Annotated in this window: 14 protein-coding genes and 2 pseudogenes; 7 read left to right on the forward strand and 9 right to left on the reverse strand. The window is 64.0% G+C overall.

What is annotated here, in order from left to right:
* Positions 1-788: 788 nt before the first annotated feature.
* Genes J3P31_RS02700 through J3P31_RS02710 form a run of 3 tightly spaced genes read right to left on the reverse strand, consistent with a single transcriptional unit; the run spans position 789 to position 3,019 of the window.
* Complete coding sequence (locus tag J3P31_RS02700; RefSeq protein WP_210526876.1) at positions 789-1,241, reverse strand: hypothetical protein; 453 nt, start codon at positions 1,239-1,241, stop codon at positions 789-791.
* A 35-nt stretch (positions 1,242-1,276) separates the two neighbouring features.
* Entirely contained in the window at positions 1,277-2,272 is a 996-nt protein-coding gene (locus J3P31_RS02705) for a dimethylarginine dimethylaminohydrolase family protein (RefSeq protein ID WP_210526877.1), read from the reverse strand.
* Positions 2,273-2,305: 33 nt separating this feature from the next.
* Positions 2,306-3,019, reverse strand: a complete 714-nt coding sequence (locus J3P31_RS02710; protein ID WP_210526878.1) for an SDR family NAD(P)-dependent oxidoreductase — start codon at positions 3,017-3,019, stop codon at positions 2,306-2,308.
* A 581-nt stretch (positions 3,020-3,600) separates the two neighbouring features.
* On the opposite strand from J3P31_RS02710, the gene J3P31_RS02715 reads away from it, so the two are divergent.
* From J3P31_RS02715 to J3P31_RS02730, 4 genes are all read left to right on the forward strand, one after another.
* Positions 3,601-4,521 (forward strand): polysaccharide deacetylase family protein, encoded by a 921-nt coding sequence (locus J3P31_RS02715; RefSeq protein WP_210526879.1) that lies wholly within the window; start codon positions 3,601-3,603, stop codon positions 4,519-4,521.
* 589 nt (positions 4,522-5,110) lie between these two features.
* Positions 5,111-5,944 carry an ABC transporter substrate-binding protein gene (locus J3P31_RS02720; protein WP_210526880.1) on the forward strand — a complete coding sequence of 278 codons (834 nt, stop codon included), beginning with the start codon at positions 5,111-5,113 and terminating at the stop codon, positions 5,942-5,944.
* 285 nt (positions 5,945-6,229) lie between these two features.
* The gene (locus tag J3P31_RS02725) at positions 6,230-7,822 is read left to right on the forward strand and encodes a zinc-binding metallopeptidase family protein (protein ID WP_210526881.1); all 1,593 of its coding nucleotides are present in this window, start codon (positions 6,230-6,232) and stop codon (positions 7,820-7,822) included.
* 158 nt (positions 7,823-7,980) lie between these two features.
* A complete protein-coding gene (locus J3P31_RS02730) occupies positions 7,981-9,591 on the forward strand; it encodes a thiamine pyrophosphate-dependent enzyme (protein WP_210526882.1) in 1,611 nt (536 codons plus the stop codon).
* Between the two features lie 33 nt (positions 9,592-9,624).
* Here J3P31_RS02730 and J3P31_RS02735 read toward each other — a convergent pair whose 3' ends face one another.
* Complete coding sequence (locus J3P31_RS02735; protein WP_210526883.1) at positions 9,625-10,116, reverse strand: hypothetical protein; 492 nt, start codon at positions 10,114-10,116, stop codon at positions 9,625-9,627.
* Between the two features lie 191 nt (positions 10,117-10,307).
* On the opposite strand from J3P31_RS02735, the gene J3P31_RS02740 reads away from it, so the two are divergent.
* Positions 10,308-11,015, forward strand: coding sequence for an MBL fold metallo-hydrolase (locus J3P31_RS02740; RefSeq protein ID WP_210526884.1), 708 nt, complete (start codon positions 10,308-10,310; stop codon positions 11,013-11,015).
* Between the two features lie 232 nt (positions 11,016-11,247).
* On the opposite strand, the gene J3P31_RS02745 is transcribed toward J3P31_RS02740, so the two are convergent.
* The 4 genes from J3P31_RS02745 to J3P31_RS02760 all read right to left on the reverse strand — a co-directional run bounded on the left by J3P31_RS02745 (position 11,248) and on the right by J3P31_RS02760 (position 14,045).
* On the reverse strand, positions 11,248-11,934 hold the full coding sequence (locus tag J3P31_RS02745; protein WP_210526885.1) for a cysteine hydrolase family protein: 687 nt from the start codon (positions 11,932-11,934) through the stop codon (positions 11,248-11,250).
* 173 nt (positions 11,935-12,107) lie between these two features.
* Positions 12,108-12,884 (reverse strand): amino acid ABC transporter ATP-binding protein, encoded by a 777-nt coding sequence (locus tag J3P31_RS02750; protein WP_210526886.1) that lies wholly within the window; start codon positions 12,882-12,884, stop codon positions 12,108-12,110.
* A gap of 5 nt (positions 12,885-12,889) precedes the next feature.
* A complete protein-coding gene (locus J3P31_RS02755) occupies positions 12,890-13,759 on the reverse strand; it encodes an amino acid ABC transporter permease (RefSeq protein WP_210526887.1) in 870 nt (289 codons plus the stop codon).
* A 13-nt stretch (positions 13,760-13,772) separates the two neighbouring features.
* The gene (locus J3P31_RS02760) at positions 13,773-14,045 is read right to left on the reverse strand and encodes a hypothetical protein (protein ID WP_210526888.1); all 273 of its coding nucleotides are present in this window, start codon (positions 14,043-14,045) and stop codon (positions 13,773-13,775) included.
* Positions 14,046-14,100: 55 nt separating this feature from the next.
* Here J3P31_RS02760 and J3P31_RS02765 point away from each other — a divergent pair, with 55 nt between their 5' ends.
* Positions 14,101-14,718, forward strand: a complete 618-nt coding sequence (locus J3P31_RS02765) for a TetR/AcrR family transcriptional regulator (protein ID WP_210526889.1) — start codon at positions 14,101-14,103, stop codon at positions 14,716-14,718.
* Positions 14,719-14,786: 68 nt separating this feature from the next.
* Here J3P31_RS02765 and J3P31_RS02770 read toward each other — a convergent pair.
* A pseudogene (locus J3P31_RS02770) lies at positions 14,787-15,074 on the reverse strand (integrase core domain-containing protein); the annotation flags it as partial.
* Positions 15,075-15,215: 141 nt separating this feature from the next.
* On the opposite strand from J3P31_RS02770, the pseudogene J3P31_RS02775 reads away from it, so the two are divergent.
* Positions 15,216-16,064, forward strand: a pseudogene (locus tag J3P31_RS02775) (IS110 family transposase); the annotation flags it as partial.
* Between the last annotated feature and the right edge of the window lie 19 nt (positions 16,065-16,083).

Below are 16,083 nucleotides of genomic sequence, written 5' to 3' on the forward strand. Positions count from 1 at the left end.
GGCCGGGACATGGGACCGCAGTCGAAGGGGACACCGTTCGCATCACCCTGCCACCCCACTCCTGGCAGATGCTGAGGGTCAGCGTCTGATCTGTCATGAGGAGGTTGACCGGCGCGTGACGCGTCGGTCAACCGCAGTCGTTTCGGGCGCTGGTGGCTGCCGGTCTCTGCGCCGCTTGGATCAGGGTGCTTTGATACAGAACCAGTTCGCACTCCCATCAGGCGAATGCGAACTCGTCGCTGATCCGGCGCAGAGGTCACCATGTCCGGTGACGGCGCCCCGGCGAGCATCCGAAACAAGCTCCAGGATCTGGAGAGCAATAAGATTCGGCTCGGGGTCGAGTTGGCCGGCATTGATGCGGCCGCTACCTGGCCGAGTCGATGCCAACCCGGTGTGGCCGGTCTCCACTGCCCCCAAAATGACCAGTCTCGCCTTCTCGCAGATGGAGAATGATAGTCCTACTCAGGCAACGAACATCGACCGCAACCCCATCGATCGCAGCAGGGTCGGCCCCGCTGGGCGACGAGGTAGGCCCGTGCATGGTGACGCTCATCGGCGCTCTGGCTTCAGTGCTCGTCTTCGTGCCCGGACACAAGGGCAGACAAGGCACAAGGGCACTGTCGGAGGAAACAGATCAGGCCGCCCCTTGTCGCCCTGCCCTTCTTTCGTCTGGGCACAGGATCAATGTCATGCGCGCGAGGGTAGCGGGTCCCTGCCCCGCTCAACACGTCCTTCTGACACCGCCTAGACAAGTTCTTTTGTGCAGCATCGCCGCCTGCGCCACCATGTCACTGATGATCGTATCGATCTCCTCGGGTGAGAACGGGAGTTATGACGACACGCTCGTCCTCGACCGCATATTCGCGAAGTCCAGCAAAGGAGATGCCGTTCCGATCCAATAGCTCCAGCGCCCCCGCGGCCATACCCCTCGGGACATAGACAAACAGGTTCTTTACCCCGGTCTCGTTCATGGTGTCAGCGGCGGCGGCGCATGCTGCCCATCGGGTGACGGCGGCCTCGCTCAGGTCCGTCTCGACCTCGCCAAATCGGCAAGGCTGGCCCTTCTCGTTGAGAATCACGATATCGGGCCAGTGTGGCCCGTCCGTCCCTTCAATGCTGTGAAGCTGCCTGTCCCCGTTGACCAGGGTGACGTACCCTACCGGCCAGTCCGTCTGCCCGGGAAAGGGGAAGCGGTTCTCCGCAATGAAGCGGATGACGCGCTGATGATCCTGATCGGTCATTGTTTCAGCCTCCAATGCTCGCGGTGCCTCGGCAGTCACACGGAGTCCCGGATGAGTGGCGCCGTCGAGCAATGCGGACCGCCTCCCCCAGAGCACATCAGGTCGTATGGGATCGGGATGACCTCGACGCCCCGAGCCGTCAGCCGATCGAGGGTGTAGTTCGACGCACCTTCCGTGATGATGACCCGTCGCGGCGCGACCGCCAGACCGTTGATGATCCAGGGATTGTCCTCGTGATGGACTTCGATGGTCTCGATTCCGAGAGCCTTCAGCTTTTCCAGAAAGGGGAAGGGTAGCTGCGCAGGGTTGATCAGGGCGAGATTAGGAGCAATCATCAGGAAGATGCCATCGATGTGCAGCCGATACCCGGTCAGGTGGATCCGTATCAGTTCCACGCCCTGGCTGCGCAGAACCTCCTCGATCTGCCGAGCGCCTTCCTCGTTGCCGCGTGAGGACAAGGCGAAGACCGCCGTTCTCTCGTTCAGCCAAGCGAAGCTGCCTCCCTCCGCCACAGCGGTCCCCGACAGCGTCCTGAGGATGGGGCAGCCAAGCCGGGCCAAGGTCCGACTGGCCTGCGCTTCCTCGCCGCGCCGGATCCGCGGTCCAAGGCGCGTGAGTATCACGCCACCCCCGACGCCGATCACGGCGTCACGGGTGTAGCAGGACTTCATCCGGTCCGGGCCAACCTGGTCCAGCCTCACGATCTCGACGCCTTCCGCCTCGAGAGCGGCGGCATAGGCGTCGTGCTGGGCCTGCATACCCGCGAGGTCGGGGCCTTCGGCACCACGCCAGTACCAGCCTTTCTGGATGTCGCCGAACGCCCCCATCTCCAAGCGCTTGGACGTATCGACGGTTTCGATCTCCGGCCCTGGTCGGTGCATCAACACGGCACGCAGCTTGCCGACGTCATTCCGGCAGCCCCAGGGCCTGCCCCACCAGCGCGTCAGAAGATCTTCGTCCTCGAAGGACGGCTCGGCCTCGGACGGAAAGATCTTGATCAGCTGGTTGTAGCGCCATTCATTCTCGGTCATCGCAGACATCGCACGCACCCCAAGCTTGGAAAGTCAGATTCCGACGATCGGATCGCCGCCATTGGGACAAAGAACCTGCCCCGTCATGTAACCACCGCGCGGTCCAACCAGAAACGCTATCCAGTCCGCCATCTCCTCCGGCTCAGCCCAGCGCTTGACGAGATTCTGCTGAGCCTCTTCGGCCAGGGCCGCCTCGCCATACCGGAGCGTCATCCCACTCCTCACCACCCCTGGCGCCAGGGCATTGACCAGGATGCCATGGGGCGCGAACTCACGCGCCCAGGACTTGGCCAAGCCGATCACGGCCGCCTTGGCGGCCCCGTAATGGCTGGAGCGTTCGAACCCCACCTGCCCCCGGTTCGAGGCGATGTTCACGATACGGCCGAATTGCCGTGCCTTCATCTCGGGCAGAACCGCGCGAGTTGCGGCGAAGGTTCCCCATACATGAACCTCGAACAGCCGCTCGTAGGCCGTTCGGTCGATGTCCTCGATCACGGCATTGTAGCCGGGCACGCCGGCGTTGTTGACGAGGATGTCGACCCCGCCGCAGTCGACCACAGTCTGTCGAATGGCCCCCTCATCGGCGACACTGCAGACCGATGCCGTCGCCGTGCCGCCCTGACGATTGATGACCTCGACCACCTCCGCGACAGCGTCACCCGCAACGTCCTGGACGACGACATGCGCGCCATCCTGGGCAAACCGAGTTGCAGTGGCACGCCCGATCCCGCTGCCGGCGCCGGTCACGAGGGCCGTTCGCCCGGAAAGATCACCCATTCGCTGTTCCTTCGCACATGTGCCTCGGGTCGATCCGTAGTTGCCCCGGCGCCGGCCTGCGGGGCGACCGCTCCGCCGGGGTCTGCCGGTCGTGACGCCCGGCGACAGATCGCTTGAGCCACGGCACTTCGGTGTGCCGTGCCGCCCTACCCGCCCCGCCCACGCCTTTCCCCTCTGCATAGCTCTCGGCAGCCATCATACCCGCCCCTTATCTGGAGTCTACTTTATATATAGCCTTGACTCCGATAAAGCTCAGGTGAAGTCTGGCGGTGGCCGCAGGCGCGAACCACTGACGGGATGGACTGCGGCTCCAGCTTGAAGGCTGCAATTGACCCGAGCGCCCGAACCTTCCTTGGAACTGCCGTTTCCTTCGCCACCCCCGGAGGCGCAGTCGTGCCGGAGACGGGACGGCGCCCCCGAGGGTTCCGATACGGGATCCGGATCCGCGCTCTTGGCGCCGGCAGCGCCAGTCATCCCTGCCGGAACGGCTGTCGCCTTCCATTCGGGCAAGCGAACAAACACCTGAGCAACTCGGCCACAAGGAGAATTCCATGCTGTCTTCGCTCATCCGTAACCCGCCACCCTGGCCGGGGGGAGCACGTTGCGCCGTCTGCTTCTCCTTTGATCTGGATGCCGAGAGCCTGCTCCATCTCTATCATCGTGAGGCGGCGCCATCGCGACTCGCAACCTCCTCGGCCCTTCGCTACGGGCCGTTCATTGCGGTCCCTCGCCTGGTCGATATCTTCCGTCACTACGGCCTCAAGCAGACCTTCTTCGTTCCTGGCTGGTGCATCGAAACCTACCCTCGGGCGATCGAGGCCCTGGTCGAGGCCGGCCATGAGATCGGCCATCACGGCTGGCTGCATGAACGTCCGAATACGCTTTCTGCCGCCGACGAGGCGCGCGTCCTCGACCGGGCGCTGCAGGCCTTCGACACCGTGGTCGGGTCTCGGCCGACGGGATACCGCGCGCCCGCCTACGCTCTCTCCGAATACACGCCCGATCTTCTGGTGGAACGCGGCTTCACCTACGACGCCTCGCTTGTCGGCGACGATATTCCCTATCTCCTGCAGTCGCAGAAGGGATCCCTTGTCGAGCTCCCTTCCGATTACGCGCTGGATGACTGGGTGCAGTACGTGAACATGAAAGAGTTCGGCTTTATGATGCCCATCCAGTCCCCCGACCGGGCCATGGAGGTGTTTCGCGCCGAGTTCGATGCCGCCTGGGCCCATGGCGGGCTGTGGATATCGGTCTGGCACCCCTTCGTGTCCGGGCGGCTGGCGAGAGCGGCGGCGATGACCGGACTCATTGAGCACATGATGGATAAAGGCGACGTGTGGTTCGCGCCGATGACGGAGATTGCCGCTCACATACGTGCTCTCGTGAGTAGCGGCTCTTGGAGCCCACGCACCGACGAGGTGCCGTTCTGGACGGATGCGATCGATCACCTCGTAAGCTCCAGCCGTGGATGATGCCATTCGGTCCGATAGAGGCGTTGCCGGTCCTGTCGGCACGGTTGCTTGCAGAATCGAGAGAGCCAAGGCGACCTGAGGTTTCCGCAGCGGAACCTGCCGCCCTGGCGCGGATCAGGGCTCTGGCGATTCCCTTAATGTCACTGCTGTCGAGCGGGGCGCTCCCGGGGCGACACGACTTCCGGCAAGGTCTCGAGGCAAAGGCCGCTGGAAGCGCTCGGCAGCATTTCAGCCGTGCAGATGAACCCAGGTAGTCATTGTGGGAGCAGGGTCATCGGGCCTCTGGGGCGTGCCGCCAGTTCGGAGGTTTGGCACGACAATTGAGCAGTCGCGATGCCGAGACGTCCGAATGTCGGGTGGCCACTATCATTGGAGTTGACAGCAAGAACGGGCGATCGAAGATGACAGCATGACCACGCGCCGTGGCCGGAGAGGAACGATAGTTGGCGCGCCCCCCGTTGTCCGCCGTCCATATCGGATGGGTGAACCCACGGAACGACCAACCCTCGCCTGACCGTCCGTGGGGCGCGTGAGCCAACATCTAGCAGCCGGGATAACCGGCTCTTGCCAGCACAACAGGGGAATCCAGATGAAGTTCGCCGTCTCCACACTCCTCTCGGCCGCGGCCTGCCTCGCGGGCACGACGATCAGCGCTCAGACCTTGCCAGATCGCATCTCCGAAGCCGGGGTGGTGCGGATCGCACTTGAGATACCCTACGTCCCCATGGAGTACCCTGACCCCGAGACCGGCGAGCTCACAGGGTTTGACATCGAACTCGCCGCCGCAATGGCCGAGATCCTGGGGGTCAAGGTCGAATATGAGGTGGGGGCCTTCGAGGCGCTCACCACCAATCTGCAGAGTGGGCGCGTCGATCTCATCATGAGCGGCTTCTACGACCGCCCCGCACGGCGAGAGTACTTCGACTTCGTTCACTACCTGCGGGCGGGCGGTCAGTTCTTCGCTCTGGATAGTCGAGAGGACCTGCAGGCTCCGGCGGACCTTTGCGGCCTCACCGTGTCCACCATCCGCGCGACCAGCTATCCCGAAACCATCAAGGCGGTCTCGGACGAGCTTTGCGTTTCGGCCGGGCTCGACCCGATCACCGTGATGGAGGACACTGATGCGTCGCAGCTGCTCATCAACCTGAAGACAGGCCGCGCCGACGCAGCAATGCAGGGCTTGGAATCGATTCCTACCTACATGACCAACGATCCCGGCGTCTTCAGACCGCTGGGGGAACCGGTCGGCAGCGCGCTCATGGGAATGGCCTTCAACAAGACGGACACCGAGCTGCGCGACGCCTTCGTCCATGCTCTGACCCAGGTGATCGAAGACGGCACCTATGCCGAGCTGATCGATAAGTACCAGCTCGACCTGAGCGCCTATACCGACGTGACGGTCGGCACGGAGTTTGAGGGCTGATCGCATCCGAGCCTGCAGCGTCGGGCGGCAGCCGGGCGGAGCCGCGGATGGCCCAGCCGCAGCTCCCGCCTCCTGCGCGTCCAGCTGATCGGAAAAAGGTCCTGCCGTCGGCTCGCGGGCGGCGGGCCTTAGGCAGATGTCCGTGCAGGGGCAGGTTCCCGATCTTCAGTGTACCGCCTGGAGTTGCATGGGACCGAGATCGTGCCGGATTCCTGCGAGAACGATTTCCTGGGCGCGCCGGGCTCCTTTGCTCGGCCGCGCTGCAAACCTGGGACACGATCGGACATGGATAGCACTGACCAAGGCTGGACTGCCGCGCAGACGGATGCGCTCACCTTCCTTGAAGAACGCCGTTCGGCGTTCTCCAAGGATCATATGACGATCTGGAACCTCCATGAGCCCTCCTGGCGCGAGTACCGGTCGTCGCGCTGGTATGCGGACCGGCTCGAGGCCGAAGGCTTCGCCGTGGAACGGGGCACGGCCGGGATGCCGACCGCATTCCGCGCGCGCTGGTCGAACGGGCCCGGCCCCGTGCTTGCGGGATATGCGGAATACGATGCTGTGCCAGGACAGTCGCAGGCGCCCGTCCCCTACCGCGCGCCCCGTCCCGGCGCCAGCCCCCGCGCGGCTGGCCACACCGATCCTCATTCCGCGCTCGGCATGGGGTCGCTCGCGGGGTTCCTGGCCGCCAAACATGCCATGGAGAGGCATGGGATCACCGGCACCCTCGTCTATTTCGGGGAGCCTGCCGAAAAGATGTGCGGCTCAAAGCCGGTCCATGCCGCGCACGGATACTATGATGGCCTGGACGCCGCCCTCAGCTTCCACCCGCATTCCTTTCCGGCCCTGACCAACGGCTGCTTCTGGGAAACGACCTCGGCCCCCTATTGGAGCAGGATCTACACCTTCCATTGCGACGACCCCCATACTTGGCAGAGCGAGGCCTCGGGCGGGACCGTGGCGCATGTTCACGCCATGGCTCGCGCGCCGGGCGCGATCGACGCTGTCTGCCTGATGTACACGAACTCGAAGATGATGAAGGAATCCATGCTGCCCCACAGCGGCAGCTGGACCCTTAACGAGTTCATCCCCATCGCCGGTCAGGCCACGGCCGACAACATCGCGCCGGGGATCGGGCAGATCCAATACTCCATGCGAGCCCCGACTCTCGCGATGTGCGAAGCCGTCTTCGACGTACTCGACCGGAACGCCGAGCATATCGCCGCGATGACCCATTGCCGCGTCGAGAAGGCCTGGATCACCCGAACGCGCCCGGGCCTGCCGAACAAGGCCTTTGCCAAGCTGACCTTCGCGAACTTTGCCCGCCTTGGCCCGCCGGTCTGGTCGGACGAGGCCAAGGCCTTCGCGCGCGACATCCAGCGGTCCCTCGACCTCGACCCATTGGAGGAGCCCTTCCTCGAGGAGATGGAGAAGCTGACTCCTCCCTGGGAGGCCGAGGACGCGTTTCGACGCCAGCTTCCCGCCTGGCAGTTGAACTATGCAGCCGACGACTACGTCGACTACACTTGGCACGCGCCGACCGTACGGCTTTACGTCGCCAGACCCACGCTCAGGCCTCCGCACCCAGGCTTTCGGTATCACGAATGGACCCGAAACGCGATGGGCGGCGTGCCCGCCTGCATCGATCCGATGTGGAGCAAGGCCGCGCAGGTGATCGCGACCACGCTCCTGGACCTCCTGACCCGGCCCGAAGCCCTTGCGGAGATCCAGGCGGAGTTCCGGGAGCGCACCGGTGGTGGCGTCGGTGGAACGAACTGGCTCCCGCCCCTACTGCCGCCGGACTTCAAGGCCCCGATCAACTACCACTGGCCGGAGTACGTGGAGACGTCCCGCGGTTACGACTGGAGCATCCCCTGAGCCGCAGGCAGGCGGCACCATGGGCGGCGACTTTGGTGTCCGCAGTGGAACCTCGCCGGGCGGCTTTCGGACTCTGCCACGCCGACTTCGATCATCCGGAGAGCGTCCTCCGGACCGGGAGAGATGACGCAATGATTGATCATCCGGGATAGCCACGCATGAACACGATCCACATGACTGGTGGCGAGGCGGTCGTTGCCTCGCTCCGGGCCAATGATGTCACGACGCTCTATGGTCTGCCGGGTCTGCAACTCGATCACCTCTTCAACGCGCTGCACGGTGCCAGCGACTGGTTGCGGGTTGTCAGCGCGAGGCACGAGCAGGGCGCGGCCTACATGGCTCTGGGCCATGCGCAATCCACCGGTCGACCCGGGGTCTATGCCTGCGTGCCAGGGCCGGGATTTCTCAACACGACCGCAGCGCTTTCGACGGCCTACGCGGTCCATGCCCCGGTGGTGGCGCTGATCGGGCAGGTCGACAGCAGTGCAATAGGCATCGGCGGCGGCGAACTTCACGAACTGCCCGATCAGACCGCCATTGTCCGCGGCCTCACCCGCTGGCACGGCATCGCGCACCACGCCGACGAGGTCCTCCCGCTGATGGAGACCGCGTTTCGCAAGCTCGCCGTGGGGATCGCTCCTGTTGCCGTCGAACTGCCTGCCGACGTGCTCCGGAACCACACCTCAGCGACGGCAAAGGCAGCGGTGGCGCCCATGCAACGTCTGGCGCCCGCCGCGTCCGAAGTCGCTTTGGCCGTCGAGCTTCTGGCGACGGCAGGCACGCCACTGATCGTGGCGGGCGCCGGGGCCTACGGCGCCGAAGCGGCACTGGCCGAGATCGCGGAACGCCTTGGCGCGCCGGTGATGACCCATCTTCAGGGACGCGGTCTTTTGCCCAGCGCTCATCCCCTCGCCATCGGCCTGGCGGAGGGGCGCGAGCTTTGGTCACGCAGCGACGTGATCCTTGCCGTCGGCACCCGCCTGCACCGGCTGCCGGTGGAATGGGGCCTGCACCCCGACCAGAAGGTGATCCGGATCGACACGGATCCCCGCCGCTTCGGAATTCTGCCGCCTGCCGTCAGGCTGGCTGCGGACGGACCGCTCGCCCTGTCGGCCATCGCCGAGGGCCTGCGGGACCTACCGGCCCGAAACGAGACGCGCATTGCCGAGATTGCGCGACATGCGAAGGAGGTGGCCAGCCGGATCGCGGAGGAACTTGCACCGCAGATGGCCTACATCGGGGCGCTCGAACACGCGCTTCCCGACGACGCCCACCTCGTCGCGGACTATACGCAGATCGGTTACGTCGCCGCAGACCGCTTCCGCGTCAGCCGGACGCGACAGGTCCTCACACCCGGCTATCAGGGCACCCTGGGCTTTGCCTATTCGACGGCTCTCGGCGTGAAGTCCGCCAGCCCCGAGCGGGTGGTCGTGGCCCTGTGCGGAGACGGCGGGTTCCTGTTCACCGGCAACGAGATGGCGACCGCCGTGCATCACGGGATCGCAGCCATCGGCGTCGTTTTCGTCGATGGGGCCTTCGGGAACGTGCAGCGGATCCAGCGTCAGCAGTACGGCAAGGTCATCGCCTCGGATCTGACGAATCCCGACTTCGTGCGCTTCGCCGAAAGCTTCGGTGCCAAAGCCCGAGCGGTCGGCAACCCCAAGGACTTCGCCGAGGCCTTGCGTTGGGCCATGGCCGAGGCTGGCCCAACGCTGATCGCCGTCTCCGTTCCCGAGTTTCCGAGCCCGTGGGCCCTGATCGAGCCGTAGGAAGGAGCGACCCGGGCCGACGCCGCACTCTCATCACCCGCCCGGGGATCTGACGACCTGGGGCGGCGTGACCTGATGGTCATAGTCGTCGCCCGCCGTCACGAAGGGAATGACACCGACTTCACCCCTGGCACTGACGGTGAATCCGCGGACCCCGGCATAGGAGATGCCGTTCTCATCCAGGAGCCTCTGGGCTTTGGCTTCCTGCCCGGATGGAACATAGATGAAGAAGTGCTTGACGCGTGTGGACGTGTCATTGTCCGTCAGGGCAGATCCGGCCGCCAGGCAGGGAACGGCAGCTTCGTCGATGTCCATCTCCACCTCACCGATCTCGCGAATGACGCCAGCCTTGTCCGTGATGACGATATCGGGGAAGTGGGGCCCGACAGGCGTGTCGATGGAGACCGTTCGTTCGGGCACATTCGTGTTGGTCACGTAGCCCTCTGGCCAGGTCGTTTGGCCCGGAAACGGAAAGCGCGTTGCTGCAATCGTTCGGACGACAAGATCGTGCATCGACTCATTCATCTCAATTTCCCTTGTTGGGTTGATCGGTTCGTGCGCCGGAGGTTGGTGGCAGCGACGGGATTTCTGATCTTCGCCAGAGCCATCAAGTCCTGCAGCAGCGCGGGGCAGCCCAATGTATATTCGACTATGAACTTGATCTTGACTACAGGTTTCTCTCACCTCAAGACCAGCCATGGACGGCAGGAGAGAACATGACCTGGTTTCAGCGAGAGACTGTCGGCCCCGGCATCACCCGCCTCTGGGAGCCCGAGGTTCACCGCTTCTTTCGCGGCAACATCTTTCATGTGCGCGGACGCCGAGCCGACCTCGTGTTCGACTTCGGCCTCGGCCTCCAGCCACTTCGCCCAGCACTTGAGCTGACTCCTGGCCATCCGGTCATCGCCATCGCCAGCCATGCTCATGCTGACCATGTCGGCGGCTTTCACGAATTTCCGGAGCGGCTGGGCCACGAAGCCGAATCCGAAGCCTTCGCCACCATGCCTGACTCCGAAACCCTGGCTCATCGCTTTCGCGAAAGCGAGGTGCCGGTATCCACTCTGCCCGTGCCAGGCTGGGACATCTATGCCTATCGCCTGCTCGCGGCTCCGCTCACCCGGACGGTGGAAGAAGGGCAGGTCATCGATCTCGGCGACCGTTGCTTCGTGGCCCTCCATCTGCCCGGGCACTCCCCGGGGTCGATCGGCCTCCTGGACCGGGCTGGAGGCCGGCTCCTGGCCGGCGATGCGATCTATGCCGGCCAGATCGTCGACGACCTCCCGCATTCCAATCGCGGCGCCTATCGGGAGACGATGCGCCGTCTCGCCGCACTGGAGGTCGCCGAGGTCCACGGCGGACACAATGCCACCCTGTCCGGCGCCGAAATGCGCTCCATTGCCGAAAGCTATCTGGCCTGCGGATAGCAGGCGCGGCTCCGCCTCCATGGGGACCCCCGTCGACCGAAACTGGCGACGGCAGCGGCCCTGGACCGGACGGCGTGGCCGACTCCCTGCCCCGCCCCAGCTGAGTTGCGCTGGAAATCCAGCCGAACGAGCATCGATCATGCGGTCCGCTCGCTGGAGAAGACCTGGCGGGACGGAGGGATGACCCGGACACAACCGGTCCAGACGCGATGTCCTTGAGTGCTGCCTGCGCTCAGCGGCCGGTCCGGCGGGGCGCCTGCTCGAGGCGTGCCAGCGCGGCTTCGACCGCCGCCGCCGTCGCAAGGCTCCCGAATACGCCGCCCTCCACCGTCACCATGCGAAGCGCCGCCTCATGGTTCTGGAAGTCCCCGCTGGCGCAGGCGTCCAGAACGGTCAGGCACTGATAGTTGCGGTCCACCGCTTCGCGCAGCGTGGAGTGAACGCACACCTCGGTGGTCACACCCATGATGATGAGGTGCGTTATGCCTCGGGCGCCCAGGATGTGCTCGAGGTCCGTGTGAGTGAACGAGCCGTTGCATGTCTTGTCCACGACCACGTCCCCGCCCAGCACCTCAACATCGTCTTCGATCTCGAAGCCCGGGGAGCCGCGCAGCAGAGCGTCAGTGCCGTCCAGCCCGTTGCGCTGCCGTCTCCAGCGTTCGAACGGCGTCATGTCAGCCAGGTCTGCGCGGTAGCCCTGGCGTGTATGGATCACCAGCCCGCCGATGCCGCGGACGGCGCGGGTGACCCGGTTCACGGCGGGGATGATGGCCCGTAGCGGACCCGGATCGTATCCCAGACGCGCGAAGTAGCCCTGAGGGGATAGGAAGTCGCGTTGCAGATCGATGGCCAATGCGGCCAGACCAGTCGGATCGATCTGGCCATCATAGGGCCAGTCGTAAGGTTCAGCCTTGATCATGTCGTGCGCTCGATATCCGTGCCCTCCCACTCGGGCTTAACTCCTGCCGATCAAACGGACTTCCACTTGCTGCATTGTCGCGCCAATCTGGTGCTGACATGGACCAGCCGTCGAGGGGACGCCCGGACCGAGCATCGCGGCGCCAGCATCCAATATTCAGGCAGAGGCATGCTTCAGGCACGCGAAACCAGCCTGAGGAAGTTGCGCGTGCGCTCCTCCTTCGGACTGGTCATCACCTGACCTGCCGGGCCGGATTCGACCACACGACCCCGGTCCATGAAGACGACCCGATCCCCGACCTCGCGTGCAAAGGCCATCTCGTGCGTGACGACCAGCATGGTCATGCCGATGCCCGCGAGATCCCTCATCACGCTCAACACCTCGCCGACGAGTTCTGGGTCCAGGGCGGATGTCGGTTCATCGAACAACATGAGTTGCGGCTGCATCGCCAGCGCGCGCGCGATGGCGATACGCTGCTGCTGCCCACCCGAGAGTTCCGACGGATAGGCGCTGGCTTTTCCGGACAGCCCGACCCGTTTCAGAAGCTCCATCGCGGAGCTTTCAGCCCGGGCGCGATCCTGACGGAGCACGCGCACGGGCCCTTCCGTGATGTTCTGCAGGGCCGTCAGATGGGGAAACAGATTGAAGCGCTGGAATACCATTCCCGTCTTGCTGCGCTGCCGGGCAATGTCCCGCTCTGACAGCGGGCGCAGCGTATCGCCCATCTCCCGGTAGCCGAGCAGTTCTCCATCCAGCCAGATCGCACCCTTGTCGTACGTCTCCAGTTGGTTGATGCACCGAAGGAACGTCGTCTTGCCCGACCCGGAGGGTCCGATGATGCAGACAACCTCTCCCCGACTCACATCGATGCCGACATCGTCGAGCGCGATGGACCCGTGGAACGATTTTCCAACGCCCCGGGCGCGAACGAGAGGAATGGGATCGGACAAGGCACTCACCGCCGTACTCCACTCGCGAAGCCCCGTCCGAAGCGGGTTTCAAGCCTGTGCTGAAAGATGCTGAGGACAGTGACCACCACGAGATACCACACCGTCGCCACCATCAGCAGCTCGATGATGCGGGTATTGATGAAGTAGACGTTCTGCACGCTGCGCAGCAGGTCGGAGAAGCCGATGATCGAGGCGAGCGACGTCATCTTGATCAGGCTGATGAACTCATTGCCCAAAGGCGGCAGAACGGTGCGCATGGCCTGCGGAATGACGATGCGGCGCAGCGCGATGGAGTTCGTCATGCCGATTGCCTTGGCCGCTTCGAATTGACCGCGATCGACACCCAGTAGGCCAGCGCGGATGATCTCTGACGCATAGGCTCCGGCATTCAGGCCAAAGCCCAGGACCGCAGCCACCGCGGGCGTGATGACGTCGACCGTGCGTACCTCGAAGAGCCCGAACAGGCTCATGCGCGGAAAGATGAGCGCAAGGTTGAACCAGAGCAGCAGCTGCAGGATCAGGGGAGCCCCGCGAAAGAACCAAGTATAGAAGATCGAGGCCCCGCGCAGCACAGGATTGACCGAGTCCCGCGCCAAGGCGCAGGCGAGCCCGATGCCGATGCCTATCGACATGCAAAGAATCGATATCCAGATCGTGTTGACGAGGCCCAGCAGGATATTCGGCCAGAACATATACTGCCAGGTGACGGACCAGTCCACCTGACCTTCGGCGAAGGATTTGACGATAAAGGCAGCCGCAAGAAGAATCAGCGCGACCGCAAGATATCTCCCGTAGGGAATGGGTCGAACGACCCGCATGTGGGATATATCAATCCCGCGCTGCTCTACCGGGTGGAAGGAGGCCGACATGCTCATGTTCGAACCTGTCTCAGATCACGGAAAAATGGTCGCACGGGCTCCAGCGCGTATTCGCTGGCCATGACGGCAGGTTCACGGGCAATGCAGGCATGGTTTCCTTATCTTGAAGTGTGGTCACACTCTCTGAAGCGGCAAATTTCCAGCGCCCTCGAGGGGCAGATACATCTTCGCTGCGCTCGCAGCGCTTGGCACACTGCAGGGGCTCGGCGTTAATCCAGCCTAGCGGTTGCAATTCTTTCGTGTCAACGTTAAACATGGAGTCTGGCTCAAGGCCAAGGGTCATTCGACCTTCTGGTCGGCCTGACATCGGTGTGTTGGAGGTCGCTGGGATGGCGCGAGTGAGCCTTCGAGCGCTGCACAAGAAGCAGCGCTTCGAGCAAGTTCTTACTGCAGCATCGGACCTGTTCGGCCAGCACGGCTACGAGGGAACCCACATCGAAGCGATCGCAGAGCAGGCGCTGGTGGCGCCAGCCACGATCTACAACTATTTCTCGACCAAGCCCAATCTGCTCATGGAACTTGCGCTCCGGCACGTTCGCACCGCACTTCCTGAACGCCGGAAGCTGATGGAGGACCTTCCCGAAGACCCCGTCGATGCGATTCTGGCCTTCGAGGCGCTGCTCGCCCGTCAGAACATGCGCCACCTGTCGCGCGAATGCTGGCGTGTCATCATGTCGGCGCAGTACATCGAACCGGACGGCCCTGCCAGTCGCACCGGCCTCCGCCTGAACATGCTGATACGTCGCCAGTATGTACGACTATTTCGCGCCTATCAGCAGCGTGGCAAAATAAGGACTGATGTTGATCCCTTCCTGCTGTCGGATGTGATCGTGGATGTGACGACAGCGCATTTCGGCAATTTTGTGGCAAGCGAGACGGCCACTGTCTCCAGCATGCTGGAGCGGGGGGAGCGGCACATCCGCCTTATTATGGGACCGCTGCTGGTCAATTCCTAAATCGGTGCTGTCAGACGAATGCGAACTCGTCTTGCTTCATGGTCCTGACCCCGAGTTTGGGCCAGAGTTTATGCAAGGTTTCGGGCAAGGTGAGCTTGGTCTGCGTAGGCCCGAGGCGTCAAGCCGCCCAGGGCTGAGTGGGGTCGCTCGTCGTTGTACTCCCTTCTCCAGTGCTCGATCCGGTCCCGGGCGTCGGCCATCGACAGGAACCAGGACGTATTGAGGCACTCGGCTCGCAGGCGACCGTTGAAGGCCTCGATGTAGGCGTTGTCCGTGGGTTCTCCCGGCCGGGAGAAGTCCAACTCCACGCCGTTCAAATAGGCCCACTGGTCCAGGGCCCGGCCGGCGAACTCCGGCCAATAGCACATTCGGAAGCGATGCTCTGGGGGGGGCCATGGCCAGCTGCGAAGCCTTCACGCAGCGCAGCCGGCGGTCCTGGCCGGATGTCAGGTCTCTTACGGTGAAGTGGCCAAACGCCACCGGAGAGGAGACTGACCATGACCACCACGAAGCTTACGCCAGACAATGCCCTGCTGGTAGCAATCGACATTGCAAAGCACCGCAACGAGGTTCTGATCGAGGAGCCCGGAAGAGCGCGGCGCCGGCGGATGTCAGTCCTCAACACGAGATCTGAGCACGATCGGCTCATCGAAGCGCTCGGCCAGTATGGGCGTCCTGTCCTCGCCGGCTTTGAGGCGACCGGGAACTATCATCGCCCGCTGGCGCATCGCCTGTTGGAAGCCGGGTTCGAGGTGCGACTGATCTCGTCGCTCGCCCTCGCTCGGACGCGCCAGGCGCTCACCAATGGCTGGGACAAGAACGATCCGAAGGATGCCCAGATCATCCTGCACATGCTGCGTATCGGGGCCGTGCAGCACTACCATGATCCCTTGGCGCACGGTCTCGTCGACCTTCAGGAGCTGTCGAAGACGCACGAGGCGATCTCCAAGGCCAAGACTGAGCTCTGGCACCGGCTGCTGACCCATTACCTGCCGCTCTACTTCCCGGAGGCCGAGCGCTTCCGCGGCAACAGCCGCAGCGACTGGTTCCTGGCCTTCCTCGAGGCCTACCCGACGCCGGCCCTGATCACCGCACTGGACAAGGAAGCATTCGTCGCGGCCGCGTGGCAGCTCGTCGGGCGCAAGGTCTCAAAGGAGCGGCTGCTGTCAGACATTTACGAAACGGCGCGGGAGTCGATCGGGCTGCCCGTGGCGGCCGACTCCGATGCCGTCGCGCTCGTCGGGGGACGGCCCCACCGGGGCCGCCCCTGATCCTCCTTGCTCCGAATGGTGCTCGCCGAGGGCCGCAGTCTCGTCAGGCAGCGCAATGACATCGAGGCGCGCGCAGGGTGCTGTCAGACCAATG

The organism is Rubellimicrobium arenae (assembly GCF_017916275.1).
Classification (GTDB): domain Bacteria; phylum Pseudomonadota; class Alphaproteobacteria; order Rhodobacterales; family Rhodobacteraceae; genus Rubellimicrobium; species Rubellimicrobium arenae.